18 protein-coding genes are annotated in these 13744 nt (G+C 45.0%); 14 read left to right on the top strand and 4 right to left on the bottom strand.

What is annotated here, in order from left to right; translation table 11 throughout:
- Nucleotides 1-247 precede the first annotated feature (247 nt).
- The 3 genes from N7386_RS21735 to N7386_RS21725 are packed head-to-tail and all read left to right on the top strand — an operon-like array spanning nt 248 to nt 1841.
- Nucleotides 248-862: an LPP20 family lipoprotein gene (locus tag N7386_RS21735; protein WP_011711524.1), complete on the top strand. Its 615-nt coding sequence runs from the start codon at nt 248-250 to the stop codon at nt 860-862.
- Entirely contained in the window at nt 859-1323 is a 465-nt protein-coding gene (locus tag N7386_RS21730) for a metal-dependent hydrolase (protein ID WP_037429945.1), read from the top strand. The genes N7386_RS21735 and N7386_RS21730 overlap by 4 nt, the downstream gene beginning before the upstream one ends.
- 2 nt (nt 1324-1325) lie before the next feature.
- Nucleotides 1326-1841: a hypothetical protein gene (locus N7386_RS21725; protein WP_011711522.1), complete on the top strand. Its 516-nt coding sequence runs from the start codon at nt 1326-1328 to the stop codon at nt 1839-1841.
- A 77-nt stretch (nt 1842-1918) separates the two neighbouring features.
- Here the strand turns inward: N7386_RS21725 and tnpA are convergent, their stop codons facing one another.
- Nucleotides 1919-2317, bottom strand: a complete 399-nt coding sequence (gene tnpA / locus N7386_RS21720) for an IS200/IS605 family transposase (protein WP_208660760.1) — start codon at nt 2315-2317, stop codon at nt 1919-1921.
- Nucleotides 2318-2357: 40 nt separating this feature from the next.
- On the opposite strand from tnpA, the gene N7386_RS21715 reads away from it, so the two are divergent.
- Both N7386_RS21715 and N7386_RS21710 read left to right on the top strand, forming a co-directional pair.
- On the top strand, nt 2358-3437 hold the full coding sequence (locus tag N7386_RS21715; protein WP_037429940.1) for an RNA-guided endonuclease TnpB family protein: 1080 nt from the start codon (nt 2358-2360) through the stop codon (nt 3435-3437).
- Between the two features lie 38 nt (nt 3438-3475).
- The gene (locus N7386_RS21710; RefSeq protein WP_279771361.1) at nt 3476-4207 is read left to right on the top strand and encodes an RNA-guided endonuclease TnpB family protein; all 732 of its coding nucleotides are present in this window, start codon (nt 3476-3478) and stop codon (nt 4205-4207) included.
- An 81-nt stretch (nt 4208-4288) separates the two neighbouring features.
- Here the strand turns inward: N7386_RS21710 and N7386_RS21705 are convergent, their stop codons facing one another.
- A complete protein-coding gene (locus N7386_RS21705; RefSeq protein WP_086903608.1) occupies nt 4289-4819 on the bottom strand; it encodes a lytic transglycosylase domain-containing protein in 531 nt (176 codons plus the stop codon).
- A 71-nt stretch (nt 4820-4890) separates the two neighbouring features.
- On the opposite strand from N7386_RS21705, the gene N7386_RS21700 reads away from it, so the two are divergent.
- The 7 genes from N7386_RS21700 (at nt 4891) to N7386_RS21670 (ending at nt 9190) form a co-directional block, all read left to right on the top strand.
- Nucleotides 4891-5592, top strand: a complete 702-nt coding sequence (locus tag N7386_RS21700; RefSeq protein WP_259563903.1) for a hypothetical protein — start codon at nt 4891-4893, stop codon at nt 5590-5592.
- A 13-nt stretch (nt 5593-5605) separates the two neighbouring features.
- Nucleotides 5606-5869, top strand: a complete 264-nt coding sequence (locus N7386_RS21695) for a hypothetical protein (protein ID WP_259563902.1) — start codon at nt 5606-5608, stop codon at nt 5867-5869.
- Between the two features lie 77 nt (nt 5870-5946).
- Entirely contained in the window at nt 5947-6669 is a 723-nt protein-coding gene (locus N7386_RS21690; RefSeq protein WP_011711518.1) for a recombinase RecT, read from the top strand.
- A gap of 13 nt (nt 6670-6682) precedes the next feature.
- Nucleotides 6683-7330 (top strand): recombinase RecT, encoded by a 648-nt coding sequence (locus N7386_RS21685; protein ID WP_011711517.1) that lies wholly within the window; start codon nt 6683-6685, stop codon nt 7328-7330.
- A 10-nt stretch (nt 7331-7340) separates the two neighbouring features.
- A complete protein-coding gene (locus N7386_RS21680) occupies nt 7341-8237 on the top strand; it encodes a hypothetical protein (protein WP_208660758.1) in 897 nt (298 codons plus the stop codon).
- A gap of 22 nt (nt 8238-8259) precedes the next feature.
- A complete protein-coding gene (locus N7386_RS21675; protein WP_208660757.1) occupies nt 8260-8568 on the top strand; it encodes a hypothetical protein in 309 nt (102 codons plus the stop codon).
- Between the two features lie 10 nt (nt 8569-8578).
- Nucleotides 8579-9190, top strand: coding sequence for an HNH endonuclease (locus N7386_RS21670; protein WP_279771133.1), 612 nt, complete (start codon nt 8579-8581; stop codon nt 9188-9190).
- Nucleotides 9191-9381: 191 nt separating this feature from the next.
- On the opposite strand, the gene N7386_RS21665 is transcribed toward N7386_RS21670, so the two are convergent.
- On the bottom strand, nt 9382-10677 hold the full coding sequence (locus N7386_RS21665; protein WP_279771131.1) for a PAS domain-containing methyl-accepting chemotaxis protein: 1296 nt from the start codon (nt 10675-10677) through the stop codon (nt 9382-9384).
- 383 nt (nt 10678-11060) lie between these two features.
- The gene (locus N7386_RS21660; protein ID WP_140907554.1) at nt 11061-12167 is read right to left on the bottom strand and encodes a hypothetical protein; all 1107 of its coding nucleotides are present in this window, start codon (nt 12165-12167) and stop codon (nt 11061-11063) included.
- Nucleotides 12168-12407: 240 nt separating this feature from the next.
- Between N7386_RS21660 and N7386_RS21655 the strand changes: the two genes are divergently transcribed.
- Together N7386_RS21655 and N7386_RS21650 are read left to right on the top strand one after the other, a co-directional pair.
- Nucleotides 12408-12767, top strand: a complete 360-nt coding sequence (locus N7386_RS21655; protein WP_011711511.1) for a hypothetical protein — start codon at nt 12408-12410, stop codon at nt 12765-12767.
- Nucleotides 12768-12984: 217 nt separating this feature from the next.
- Nucleotides 12985-13701, top strand: a complete 717-nt coding sequence (locus tag N7386_RS21650; RefSeq protein WP_254803682.1) for a S24 family peptidase — start codon at nt 12985-12987, stop codon at nt 13699-13701.
- Nucleotides 13702-13744 lie beyond the last annotated feature (43 nt).

The raw sequence follows: 13744 nt of genomic DNA, 5'->3' as shown, positions 1-13744 counted from the left end.
CACAGAAAAATTTTTTCGCAAATTTAGGAGAACAGACCAAGTTTTAACAAAAAATATCTACCCAATTTTTTGTTATCCTGTATTATGCTCATGATTGGGTAGATATTTTGTGATGCACGTCACCACGGTTGTTAAGAGGATATTCTAACCAACTGATTTAACTGGATAATGCAGCAAAATTTGCAACGTTTTAGAACTGTGATGAAATGATTCTGGTCGTAAAATTTAACAAACAAGGAATTACTAGATGAAAACTCAACACAAATTAACAATCGTAGCATTATCTGTTTTAGCTCTGTCTGCTTGCAGCTCAAACCCTGTTTCAGATTATGTTGAAGCACAACAAGAGCTAGTAGAACAAAAAAATGAACAAATGAACGACGCTATAGAAAAGGCGCCTGAGTGGTTCTTAAACCCTCCTGCTTCGAATGGTGATGGTGTTTACGCGACGGCAATGGGCCGTGCTGATAACTTGATGGCCGCTCGCAATATTGCGAACTTAAATGCGGAATACGCGATTGCTAAGACAGTATCGCAGGAAGTTTCTGGTCGTGAGCGTCAAAACACTGAAGTGCGCAATGGTCGCACTAATCAGTTGAATGATGAAACAATTGTTAAGCTAGTAAATCGTGCAAAAGTCGTTGGCTATAACCACGTTAACACCCAAGTTCGCGTCGAGAACGGGCTGTACGTAGTGTATATGCTGTTACACCTGCCTTACGACAAGCTGGAGCGCATGATTGAACTAAACGATCGCAGCTTTGAAGAGCGCTCTAAAAAGGCTTATTCAGAAGTTGAAGCATTAGTGAAACCTTCTCCGACTGTGAGAAATGTAACAGCTGCGGAAGTTGTAACCCAATGAGATATGCTGCTCATGTGGGCCTAGGAGTGGGTTGTTGGGGCGTTTACGCTGCTATCGTCAACTCCTATGCCCCTGAGACAGTAATCGGTGTTGTAGATGCCTGTTTGATGTTACCCGTGGTGGCGATAGCGTCGTTATTACCTGACATAGATCATCCTGAGTCGAAATTGGGAAGAAGGATTAAACCAATATCAACGATTCTTTCGCTCTTCTCACATCGTGGTATCACTCACTCATTGTGGGCTGTTGGGCTAATGGTCTGGCTTTTAGCCAGCCATCAAGCTGACTCTATCGCATCGCAAGCCCTAGTCATTGGCTATTTAAGTCATTTACTTGGGGACGCGGTGACTCCTGCCGGAATTAGACCATTTTGGCCATTGGGTAGAGCGCAACGAATTGGGCTAAATCATGCAGTAGTAGCAAGTGTTGGTATTATTTTATTTTTAAGATGGATGTATTGAAGATGGGAAGTTCTGGTGCGCAAAACGTAGTGATGATGTTTAGAGCTCGCGAAGAGAAAACTCTCAGAGATTCAAGATTTTCTGAGATTGTTGATTCTGCGACGCCAAAAGATGTTAAAGCTATGATCACTGTTGTGTTGGAGCAACAACTGAATCGCTCAGTCGTTGTAATTCAGCACGACTCGCATCTTGAGTTTGTCGCCGGTGACACTCGATTAGAAGTCGGGGTTAACGGTAATTACTTCAACGAAAAATTTTGGAACGATGAATACCCTGCGGCTGAGCTACGTTTAGCGTTAATGTTTAGCTCGGATTCGGTGAAATGTACGCCGGAATGGAATGCAATGGTGAATTTCAAAGCTAAGCACATTCGTGATTCTATTCGTGTATCACTCGCCACTGGTGTCGTAACGTGCGCAAGTTGTGCTGATTTCTGGGGTGGGGCAAGTCTGCTAAAATTGAAATTTTTAATCACTAACTTAGTAAATAGCCTGCATCACATCACGTCTTCAGTCTAAATTATTTAACGAAATCTCGCGAAATTCTCCATCTATAGCGAGCATCGCTTAGGTGGAGATGGATAGCGAACCAGCCGTTAGGTTGGCCTATCTTGGTTTTGGATATATTGCTTTAAGATCTCCAAAGGCGCACCGCCTGCCGTTAACAGGCAGTATGCACGACTCCACAACACGGGCTTCCAGTAAAATGGCTTCAAGTGGTCGGCATACTTTTTACGAATCAGCCTACTCGATACTGTTTTGAGGCTATTTATGAATTTAGCGGGTTCGATGGTGGGATTTAGCTCCAACATTAAATGAACGTGGTCTGCCTCCCCGCCAAACTGCAATAGTTGGACGCTCCAATGCTCACACTGAGCTTGAAAAATTGCCTCTAGCTCATCAAGCATTTCATCGGTGAAGCATTTATGCCGATATTTAGTAACTAACACCAAATGAAACTTTATGTCGTAAATGCAGTGATAATGGGATTTCATCGATTGACACCAAATATTATTTACTGCTATTTTTTCAGGTATGAACAAAAAAATCCACACTAAAACACTTAAAGTTAGAGTCCGTGATAAGCATGTCAAAACGCTTAATGCATGGGCTTTTGCCGTTAATCAAGTGTGGAATTATTGCAATGAACTATCTCACCGCGCCATTAAGGAACGCCAAAAATGGCTTTCAGGTTATGATTTACAAGATTACACCAAGGGTGCCAACAAAGAGCTTGGGCTTAATTCTGCCACCATCCAAATGATTGGACACGAGTACGTGACGCGCAGAAAGCAGTTTAAAAAAGCCAAGTTGAACTGGCGTAAGTCTCGTGGAGCAAAGCGATCACTCGGTTGGATTCCTGTTCGTAGCGATTGCATCAGCTTTAAGAATGGGCAGATCTATCATAATCGTCACTATTTCAAGGTATGGGACAGTTATAGCCTCTCTCAATACCAATTCAAATCAGGATCATTCAACGAAGACGCCCAAGGCCGCTGGTACTTTAACGCTGTGGTCGAAGTAAAGCCAGAGCAAAGCTCAGGGACAGCCAGTGTCGGCATAGACCTTGGTTGTAAAGAGGCCGCGACGGATAGTAACGGTCATAAGGTAGTAGGTCGGCAATATCGCAAACTCGAACAGCAATTAGGTATTGCGCAACGGGCTAACAAAAAAACTCGAGTCAAGGCGATTCACGCCAAAATCTGCAATCGTAGAAAAGATGATTTGCACCAATACAGTCGCCAGCTCGTCGATAGCAACGCGGCGATCTTCGTTGGTAACGTCAATTCCCTAGGTTTAACAAAAACCAAACTGGCCAAATCCGTTTTAGATGCTGGATGGGGAATACTCAAAACAATGCTGGAATATAAATGCGCTCACGCAGGCGTTGTTTTTGAAGTGGTCAACGAACGTTACACAACCCAAATCTGTTCGTGCTGTGGGGAGATCCCCGCCAGCAGTCCGAAAGGTAGAGCAGGTTTGCGAATAAGAGAATGGTCTTGTGGCAGTTGTGGTGCTACGCATGATAGAGATGTCAATGCAGCCAAGAACATTCTTGCGGCCGGGCATGGCCGTCTAGCGGTAGGAATCCCCCACTATAGTCAGCTTGTCTGATTTAGTGGAGGGAGGATGTCAAGTTCAAAGATGGCAATATCTACATTGCCAAGTCCAAACAGCCGCTTGATATTCGCTGGTCGCGTGAACTTCCTAGCGAACCAACTACCGTCACTATCTCGAAAGACAGTGCAGGCCGCTACTTCGTGTCTATGCTTTGCCGCTTCGAGCCTAAACCACTGCCTGTTACCAAAAAGACAACGGGTATTGATTTGGGTTTGACCGACCTTGTGATTACCGCTGACGGGTTTAAATCTGGCAATCCCCGCCATACTGCAAAGTACGAGAAGAAATTGGCTCAGGCGCAACGCCGCCTTTCCAAGAAGAAGAAAGGAACTGCCAACTTCCACAAAGCCAGAATCAAAGTTGCTCGCATTCAGGCGAAGATTGCCGACTGCCGCCGCGACTTTACCCACAAACTCACCACTACGTTGATAAACGAAAACCAAGTGATTAGCTGTGAGAGTTTGAGCGTTAAAAACATGGTCAAGAATCCGCGACTTGCTAAGGCCATTGGTGACGCCAATTGGGGCGAAATGGTTAGGCAGCTTGAGTACAAAGCAGAATGGCGCGGCAGAACACTTGTCCAGATTGACAAGTGGTATCCGTCTAGTAAGCGTTGTAATTGCTGTGGTCACGTAGTTGATTCTCTACCGTTACATATAAGGCATTGGACTTGTCCAGCGTGTGAAGCGCGCTTAGACCGTGATACCAATGCCGCTATTAATATCAAAGCCGCTGGGCAAGCGGTGTTAGCTTGTGGAGCGTAAGTAAGTCCCGATTGTTCTAATGAACTTCGGGCATAACGCCTTGAAACAAGAATCCCCTTCGATAGGGAGGGGAGCAGTCAATTAGCGCTCTGATTCTCTATTACTCCAAGTAAAGAAGTGCTTTTGCTTGTGGGTAATGGTCATCCAAGGACGATATTCAGTCCCCTTGTTCTGTGAAAGTCTGGTATAAATCTGCATTACATTCTGTAAGTATTGGATTTTTACCGTGGCAGTTTTAGAGTTGTAATGACCAACCGCCTCCCACACCGACTGACCTACGTTCAATTCTGACATACGGCGCAGCAATACGTCAGCGGCAGCAGCAACGCCAGTACACGTATCCTGGGCCACTTGACGCCAATCAGGGTAGCGCGACTTAAACCATGTCTCCGTATACTGAATCGTGTTGATTTGACCAACGCCCAGATCAAACGAACCATTCTTATTCTGAACAATCGCCCCACGTCTGCCGCCCTCAGCAACCAGTACCGCGAGTAATAAGTCTGGGTCGATAGGCCGAGCAGCTTTAGCAATACAAAACTCAAGTTCCTGCTGGGGTACTCGATAGCCATTACTTAAGTAAGTGTCGTTCAAATCTGCAATAGTTGACATGTTGTTTGCGTTTAAAAAAGTGTGTAATATCGGCGAGTATAACACGAGATATTTATTAGAGAAGCATTCGAATGGCATTCAGCGGCGCAACGATTTTGGAATCATTGGTTAAGAATATTAAAGCCAACAAATTCAGTTTTTTAGATTCGCTTAAAAACAAGCTAAAAAACAAATCGCTTGCGGATAACTCTCGAAAACGGAGAGGTCTTGATCCGGTAATTGTCTCCGTGGTGTCGGTATCTGTCCTTGCGTATTTTATGTATTCCGGCGGTGTCGATAGATTTATCTTGTGGTACAAACTGGCGAGTAATGCAGACAACGCGTTGTTAACTGATCCTGTCAATGTTTCTATTCGCTCACTCGACACATTGGCTGCAGCCAATCCTGTGGCCAAGTCGAATTTGACTGTGCAATTCGATGGGGTGACCACTTACCTTGCCGACGATACAAAATTTAAAATCAGCCTCGTGTTTACTGATTACCCTGACTGCGCTGTCGTTATTGACGGGTATATGGCTGAGACCACTGGCGGAATTAAAGAGGACAGCAAGGCTCACGTAAGCTGCTTATTCTACGAAAGAGAGTCAATTTTTGGCACTATTCCACTCACGAGCATTACCACTATACAGAAGCCAGGCCAAGACAATGAAGTGAACTCCGAACAACGTAATCAGCGTAAGTATCTCGTAGATGCAGAGCCCCTTCCCATGGCCAAAATGATAGGTTGGAACCAACTGACATCCTCCGAGAAAATCAAATTTGGCAGAGAGTAGTTAAGGAGTACCTATGCTGTCAGTTTTGCATATCAATGACCTTTACATCGTTTTAGAAAATCTAACGTCCAACCGAATCCCTGCGACCTATATCTCAGAATTTTTGCCGGAAGCGAAAATACCAGCAATTGTGTACCTAATTGACCGAGGACGACTGGTGAAATTATGTCGTGAAAGAGGTCAGATTGTGGGATTTGAAGCCTGTTCAGTCAGCCAGTTTTCATGGATGCACACCATGATCGCCGCGACAACCACAAATCAAGTGGCTTGTTTATAAAGAAATATTCCAAAAATTTGCCAGAAAAAAAGTGTGTGGCTTAATACTCATAACAGTAAAAACAAAGCGATTACGTTATGAAAGCGAGTCAGTACATACAGTTAGCTATAGCCAACAATCGGCAAGTGACCGTTCCTGAGATAAACATCGAAAAAATGCATATTCAGTATGTTATCGATGAATCGGGTTTTGACCTTCCCAGAGACCAGTTAGAAGCCTACATGCTCAGTGTTTACGCTGCGACAGGCTTGTCATGGAGCCCAGGTGAAAATCTGCTGTATTTGGCGCTGAATGACGAAGGTCAGATTGAAACCAAACTGACCTATATCGGCGGTCTGGATTTAGCGCTGCAATCGGGTGAAATTCAAGCATATCAGGCATGGGCCATTCGAGAAGGGGACTCTATTCGAGTTTTTAACGACAGAATGCCACTGGTCAGCTTGGTTGGCTTATCACCTAAACGTGGCGAATTGCGTGGCGGTATTGCTTCAGCGCTATTGCCATCAGGCGAATACGTGTCCTTTGAGATTGACCAAATTGAACTGGAATCTGTAGCTGAGAACGGCTCAGAGGTTTGGCAATCAATCTACGTCGATGAAATGGTAAAGAAGCAAGCGCTTTGGCGCCTATTAAACCATGTCGCGATCACTGCATTTGACGGCTTTTATAACACCCTTACGGCGCATTGTGAGGCGTTAAGGCCAATCCGCAAAATTGAAGCACCGACCAAGAAAACAAAGTTTATGGCTGCTGGCGTGGTAGAAACATCAGCATGTCGTTTCGATGCACTATTTGACTAAACCAGAGGTTTTTATGAGTACCAGATACACCTCGGCAGATGCCGCACACTACGTTCAACATCTCTGTGTCGAATTTAATACTGCATACCCTAATAACAATTTTCCGTACTCGGAGCTAAACATTTTATTTGCTCAGTTGCAGCGCCTGTTAATGCTCAATCCATCCCAAATTGGCTGGGTAAATATTCATAGCGTTTTTGATGTCATGACTGAGTTGACACAAGCACAAATCAGCCTCAATCCGAACCGCAAGCAGGCATCTATTCTGTTAGGGGCTTACTACGATAGTGGTTGGTTAGGGGTGCAACTGTGCTGGACATACCGTGGTTACCGTGACGCGGCGGCAAAGGCGGGGATCATCCGTTCTGCACGACCTGTGATTGTGTATGAAGCCGATGATTTTCAGTGGATTGACTCTTTTACTCCACCTCGCCACCAATATGACCCATTTAGCAAGAATCGTGGAAATATCCGCGGTGCCTATTGTGTAGCAGAGCTCGCTGGTGGCGGTGTGTGCGTAACACATTTCACCTTTGATGATCTCATGACGACCTTTGAACATCGTCAGGTGGCCACAAGAGCTTGGAATGAATTTTTTGTAGGGATGATCTTAGCTAAAACAGTGAGACTTTCCGAAAAAGCATGGTCAGAAGCGGCTTAAGAGGCGAAAAATGGAATTACAAGTAAAGCCGACAACCCGTTTAAAAACACCCTTCACGATTGCGTCTAACGTGACATCTACTTTCACCGTTGAGGCGTATGTTGAACATGACTCGATAACCATTGCCACTAATTCGGTTAATCAAGGCGTGAAAGCGCTAGAAGTGATCCTGCGTGACAACAACTCCGTGTGGGAGGTCATTCAAAATCGATTCGCGGTGTGGACTCAGCATTTTATTCAGTTAGGGGCTTACTTCTTACAAGAAGGGACGTTGCCGCTCCCAGCGACTAAAGTGAGTGAGCCATTAGAGATACTGAAGTCGATGCCGGAAATCTGTGCCGGTGATTGGATTGTAGAAAGCGGTACTAGCCAGATTTTTACGCTGGTTAAAGATCAGGGAAAGTTAAGTGTATTAACCACGCATCACTGTGAGAGCTTCCATGTTTGCACCAAATTGATTGCATGGTTTGTGGGCCAAGAGCAAGTCACGTCTGCGATGTTTGAGGAATCAAATAGCGGTTATCTCATTTTGGACGTGGCAGAGGATGGGGAGCCATTATCGCCCAAGTTAACCCCAAGTCTGAATGCGCGTAAAGCATCTGCAGGGCGATCACTCGCTGCACTGCGTCATTTGCCCTCGGTTGATATTCGGGTGCCGGTGATGGCTCCTTTGCCAAATATCGACGTGCTGGCCAAGATGCCGACAGCCTATGAAGTGCTGAGCAAAGTTAGCGCCTTACAGCGCAGAGTCGTGGCGATTGGGACTGTGGTGAAATCGAACCAGACAAAAGAAATTATGGGGAACACGTTACAGGGTTTGGCGGGTTTAAGAGACTCTGGTTTGTACGATGTAGAACTCATTCTAAAAGGTAAAAAATTGCTTCGTTGGAAGTATCTGTCAGAGTGATTGGACATCAAGAGAGGTCAACGTGAACGCAAAGCAAATCAAAGTGTATATGGGGCAGCATCAGCCATTTGCGAGCCAATTCCCGCTAACGCTAGGCAGTGGAAAGATTGTCAGTGAGTTTAAGATGGAGTGTAAGTGTGGTGAAGAATTTAAGGATGAATTAGTTAGGGGCAGTATTCATCTCGTAGAGAGTGACATTCTCTATCGTGGAATCGGTATCTGCGATTCATGCCACAAAATCGTGTGCCTAAGCGGCACGGCTACCATGAAGGGGGATGATTTTGAGCTTGAGCCGGACCCATTTGTTGTTCAATCACTGTTTAACCAATAAGGCGCCTAGTATGACCAGGCTGAGTTCACTCGCATTACTTATGCTTTCCTTGTCCATTACTAACGGTTTGGCTGCGGCCGACCTGAAGTATCACCGTGAAGATTACCCGCATTGGAGTGATTTGGATGGCAATGGTCTCAATACGCGCCACGACTTACTCGCTACACAATCCACGGTTAAACCAAGTTTTAGCCGTGATGGTAAAACCGTGACTCGGGGAAGATGGGTGTCACCTTGGACGGGGCAAATCTATCTCGATCCCTTTGCGCTCGATGTGGATCACACTGTACCGCTTGGCTATGCCCATGCCCGAGGCGGTAAATATTGGGATCGCTATCAGCGTGAGATGTTCGCAAACGATGTGAGGGATCTGCAGGTAGTCGAAAAGGGATTGAATAAAGAAAAAGGATCTGCGGGGATCACCGAGTGGTTACCGCCCACCAATCAGTGTCAGTATATCTTGCGATTTTACCGGATCATGAAAACGTATCATCTAAAATATTTCACTAAAGAAGAACCACGGGCGCTGGCGCTGGTAGCTCAGTGTCAAAGGGGGGAAACGTGGTCAAACTTGTTGGAGAGTAATACTTTTCACCAAGTTAAGTTTGATACTGAGTATTAAAGGATCATACTGAAAGGCAGCGCTCACATCGCTGTACTGCCTTTTCTAAATCGTTTATGCCCCAAAACGTGTTAACGTAATTACTCTATAGGTCGGCTTTGAGCGATTTGCGGACATTCGATTTTTCGTGAACCCAGAGCGTATCCTCTAATCAGGGGGCCAATTTCAGTGTGGCACTACACTTTACTTACTCAATGGATCGCAGACACAGACTGTACAACCTCTTGTGCACCTTTTTCTATATCCAAAATTATGCTGGAAAGGAGAGCAATTTTCTCACCATTTTGACCGCTGAGCCCATCGATAGCATTAATGGCTTGCATAACCTGACTAGTTACTTCCAGATTTCTTGCAACAACACTTGATATCTCATCAGTCGCTGAGCTTGTTCTTGAAGCCAGCGATCGGACTTCATCTGCGACAACAGCAAATCCACGTCCAGCCTCGCCAGCACGAGCTGCTTCGATAGCTGCATTTAGAGCAAGCAAGTTGGTCTGCTCTGCTACGCTACGAATGATATTGACCATACTAGAGATTTCTTTTGCTTGGTCACTTAATCGTTGAATAACTTGATTAGTAGTTAAAACTGTTTCGGATATCTCGCTTGCTAAATCTAAAGAGGATTCAATATGACTCTTCCCTTGTTCAGCGATATTAAAGGTTTGAAGCGCTGTTTCGTGAGCAACCTGGGCAGCTTGTTTTGCCCTCATTGCCTGCATAACACGATCTGTAATTGCAGTCGCAAATTTGATAACTTTGATGACTTTGCCGTCATTATCTTTTACAGGGTTATAACTCGCCTCAAACCATATATCATTACCTCTGGCATCATATCTCTTAAACTTACCAGAGCTGAGTTTACCCACAGCCAGGTCTTTCCAGAACTCTGGATTTTCTCTATAAAAACTGTCATCACAAAACATCTTATGGTGTCTGCCTACGATCTCCGATAGTTGATATCCCATAGCTTGAAGGAAGTTTTTATTTGCATTAACGATCTCACCACCGGGAGTGAATTCAATAATAGTCATAGCTTTATCTAGTGCGTGATATATCGCGTTTTGGTCCGTTAACTTTAATGTCTGCTCAGTTACGTCTGAGGCAATTTTGATCACGCTTGATACTTTCCCTACACCACTATGCACGGGAAAATAAGTCGCCTCTAACCAAATAGATTTTCCACGCTTTGTTTTTCTGTTGAATGAGCCATGCTTCGCTTTGCCTGAGGCAAGCTCAGACCAAAAGTTCTTGTACTCATAGCTTGCGGAATATTTGGGATCACAAAAAATTGAATGATGCTTGCCAACAATTTCCGATAGTGAATACCCAACAGTGTGCAGAAATAAATCGTTTGCATCCTGAATATGACCATCAGGGGAGAATTGTATAAATGCAACACTGCCTCTGATTGCGGCAATCACCGAGGTAGCCTCTGACAAAGCTGTACTCAGTCTTTCGTTTTCCTGTTTGATTTTTTTGTTGAACATCGCAGTCTCTGTACGATTGAAAATGTAACAAATTATATCTGAATAGAATGAATTCGAGATGAATTTTCGACAATTACCAAATTTATCAGATATTTGTCTATTTAATGAACGATTTGGCATTTAATGCTGTTTAATAACGACATAAAGGAAGTGGAGGGGCATAGTTAAGACAGCTGAGTAACTGGCCTATTGGTAAAAAATATCAGAAAACTTCGGTCTATGATGGTCCGCTTTCAGTGAAAAGCGCCGATTTTATCGAATCTCAGTGAATTTCCGCTTTTGGCACAGAGCCGTCATTCGGCTCTGAAACGTTTTTGTCCAGAAGTAAGCCACAAGGAGTATGAAAGTTATTCCTCTCCAACACGAACATCCTTCGAAATATCTTATTTTTTCTCGGTCTGACTGCCCGCCACACGGTTGGCAGCTAGAGCTTGGGATAATATCTCCCGTTCACGCTCGGATTGAGATAGATCTAATTTCACCTGATTCAGTTGTTTTTCGACGCTAATAAGCTCAGCTTGGACGCTTCCGAGTTGGTTTGCTTGCTGACGATAACTATTGAGATCTGTATTAAGTCTTTGCGTATCACGCTCAAATGCCAACTTTTCTGCATTAACCTCGGCTAGTTTTGCTCGAGAGTCTGCTAATTCATTGCGCACCGATACTAAGGTTGCCGTTAAATTTTCCGCAGTCTTACCTAGCTTGGCTTCTGTAGCCTTTAATTCTGTTCGGTCCTGCGTCAATCGCTCAAGGTTCGCTGTGGTGTATGAGATCTGGTCTTGCTGCTTTGATAGTGTGGCCTGCAGAGTTGCAATGGTGGCCTTCGCTTGCTCTAACTCTCGCTGTTCTAGTTCACGCTTCGCAAAATCGATGCTGAGTAATTTAATTTGCTCTCGAGATGCCCTTAATTCGGTCTCTGCTTGTGCAACGCGCCCATTCGCTGCGTCTACTAATGCTTCTGCTTTTAATACTTCGGCTTTTGCGTGATTTCTTGCGTCATCAATGGCCTTTTCGCTGGTGGCCTTTAACTCTCGCAGTTGTTGCTCTATCAGGCTTACAGCGGATTGGGCCTTTTCGACCTTGGCTGCGGTGCTGGTTTCAATCTCCGCAACTTGAGCCGCCGTAGTATTCAAGACGCTTTCTAACTTATCTTCACTGTCACTTAACAGCGATAGCGTTTCATCAAGGTTTCGCGTCAACTGGGCAACTTGCTCGGTCAGCGATTCGTTACGACGGTCAATCATGAGCAACAGTTCTTGAGACAGCAACTTAGCTACGGCAAGGCTTCCAACCTCTTCCGCGATAGCATTTTTTCTATGCTCAAGATTATTTTTGTACTCAATCAAGAACCCTTGGATCGACGATGTTCTGCCCTGCAGATGAACGCTCAAGTTACGTGTCGTTGGCTCGACACCGTTTTTAAGCATTTCATTCGCGAGCTTAGTCACTTCCTCAAGAGTTGCCTTCGGTTTCACTGCCAATTGTTCCATTTGCTTGCCTCAAACATCTTCAAAGTTAATGACTTACATCGATAAATCACAGTGTAGCCAGTTATTCAACACTCTGCAATGGAAACGATGTTTTTACGGAAACATCGTTTCCCGTTTCCCGTGGTGATTTGCGTCATTCTTGTCTTGTATGGTGCTGATATAGAAGGGTAAATCCTGAAATTGGCCAGAATCGGCCGCCGTAATAGAATGTTCCTACATCAACTGAATGGGACAGAAAAAATGACCGAACTAGCAACTACGCCAACTGCACCGCGCAACCATGCAGAGGTCGCTATGTACCACTACTATCTGACCAATGCCGTGTTGACGACGAGCCCCAACGAGCAAGTCATTGGTGATGTGTTGGGGATGGGGGAAGATGACTTTGTGATGGAGCTGTTTGCGCTGTCTGAAGCGTTTTGGCTAAAAGGTGAAGATCTCTATGCCGAGGGTAAAGCGTTCTCAGGGCTTGCGGTATTCGACGTTGTGGCTGAGCTGGCTGAGTTCTTCTGGGGGTATGTAGAGCATACTGGAGAAATGCCTGACCTTGATGCGTTCAAGCTGGATATTGACCGAGTGTTTGAGACTTACACGCGATAAATCACCTGTCTAATACTCTTCAAAACAGTGAGGCCTACAACCCCGATGGTAGTAGGCCCAACTTCCAAGCAGTAGTTTCTAACCCTGTAATGGAGTGCTTATCTTTTTAATATTTGTTCCCTCCATGTATTCTTTACGCAAAAAATCATCTTCGGGATTTTCGATGTTTCAATAATTAGTTATACTGTATTAATGTACAGTATTTGTGATTTGTCCTATGAACGTCATCATTGGTTTGGCATCGGCAGGCATACACGGCTTTGAGAGCCCCGCCGCTGGATACCAAGAGAAGGCGCTAAGCCTCAATAATCTTATTGTCTCACACCCATCAGCAACGGTATTTGCAGAGGTTACCGACGATGCTATGACGGGTCTTGGGCTATTTACCGGAGATCTACTTGTCGTTGATAAGTCATTGACTGCGACGCGGGGAGATGTCGTTTTGGCGCTGGTGGACGGCGAAACCGTTTGTCGGCAGCTAGACCATGACCATCATAAACTTCATGCCAATACCAATGCTCATTATTCCGAAATATCAGTCACAGACGGGATAGAGATTCAGGGCGTGGCCATTTGTGCCGTGCGCTTTCATCGACGAAAGCGCGATCCTCTAGTGTTGAAAAGCCTTGATGACCTTCTGGTTGAATCGACGTTTGTGGGCCGTGCAAGAGGTGACTCGATGACGGGGGTGGGCATTCACTCCGGTGACATCCTGATAGTGTCACGTCAACTCACCGCAGGTTCAGGCGATGTCATTATTGCCATGTACGAAAACGAATTTGTCTGTAAAGTCCTCGATCTCACCAATAGCAGGCTGTTATCGGCTAACGACGATTTTGAGCCGGTGTTAATCAAGCCGGATGATAGATTTTGGTGTGAGGGTGTTGTGCCAGCATCAATTAGGCTACTAAAACAGCCGAGTTTATTGCTATGAGCAGTATTATCGCGCTTTGCGACGGGAATAATTTTATAGCTCA

The organism is Shewanella sp. GD04112 (assembly GCF_029835735.1).
Classification (GTDB): domain Bacteria; phylum Pseudomonadota; class Gammaproteobacteria; order Enterobacterales; family Shewanellaceae; genus Shewanella.
The sequence above is the reverse complement of the archived record's forward strand: the minus strand, read 5'-3'. Positions and strand labels throughout refer to the sequence as shown.

What these genes read in the sequence shown, in the direction of transcription:
- N7386_RS21690 (WP_011711518.1), top strand. Translation starts at nt 5,947, where the DNA reads ATGAAAGCGAGTCAGTACATACAGTTAGCTATAGCCAACAATCGGCAA.
- N7386_RS21705 (WP_086903608.1), bottom strand. Translation starts at nt 4,819, where the DNA reads ATGTCAACTATTGCAGATTTGAACGACACTTACTTAAGTAATGGCTAT.
- tnpA (WP_208660760.1), bottom strand. Translation starts at nt 2,317, where the DNA reads ATGAAATCCCATTATCACTGCATTTACGACATAAAGTTTCATTTGGTG.
- N7386_RS21715 (WP_037429940.1), top strand. Translation starts at nt 2,358, where the DNA reads ATGAACAAAAAAATCCACACTAAAACACTTAAAGTTAGAGTCCGTGAT.
- N7386_RS21685 (WP_011711517.1), top strand. Translation starts at nt 6,683, where the DNA reads ATGAGTACCAGATACACCTCGGCAGATGCCGCACACTACGTTCAACAT.
- N7386_RS21730 (WP_037429945.1), top strand. Translation starts at nt 859, where the DNA reads ATGAGATATGCTGCTCATGTGGGCCTAGGAGTGGGTTGTTGGGGCGTT.
- N7386_RS21665 (WP_279771131.1), bottom strand. Translation starts at nt 10,677, where the DNA reads ATGTTCAACAAAAAAATCAAACAGGAAAACGAAAGACTGAGTACAGCT.
- N7386_RS21725 (WP_011711522.1), top strand. Translation starts at nt 1,326, where the DNA reads ATGGGAAGTTCTGGTGCGCAAAACGTAGTGATGATGTTTAGAGCTCGC.
- N7386_RS21700 (WP_259563903.1), top strand. Translation starts at nt 4,891, where the DNA reads ATGGCATTCAGCGGCGCAACGATTTTGGAATCATTGGTTAAGAATATT.
- N7386_RS21650 (WP_254803682.1), top strand. Translation starts at nt 12,985, where the DNA reads ATGAACGTCATCATTGGTTTGGCATCGGCAGGCATACACGGCTTTGAG.
- N7386_RS21660 (WP_140907554.1), bottom strand. Translation starts at nt 12,167, where the DNA reads ATGGAACAATTGGCAGTGAAACCGAAGGCAACTCTTGAGGAAGTGACT.
- N7386_RS21680 (WP_208660758.1), top strand. Translation starts at nt 7,341, where the DNA reads ATGGAATTACAAGTAAAGCCGACAACCCGTTTAAAAACACCCTTCACG.
- N7386_RS21695 (WP_259563902.1), top strand. Translation starts at nt 5,606, where the DNA reads ATGCTGTCAGTTTTGCATATCAATGACCTTTACATCGTTTTAGAAAAT.
- N7386_RS21735 (WP_011711524.1), top strand. Translation starts at nt 248, where the DNA reads ATGAAAACTCAACACAAATTAACAATCGTAGCATTATCTGTTTTAGCT.
- N7386_RS21670 (WP_279771133.1), top strand. Translation starts at nt 8,579, where the DNA reads ATGACCAGGCTGAGTTCACTCGCATTACTTATGCTTTCCTTGTCCATT.
- N7386_RS21655 (WP_011711511.1), top strand. Translation starts at nt 12,408, where the DNA reads ATGACCGAACTAGCAACTACGCCAACTGCACCGCGCAACCATGCAGAG.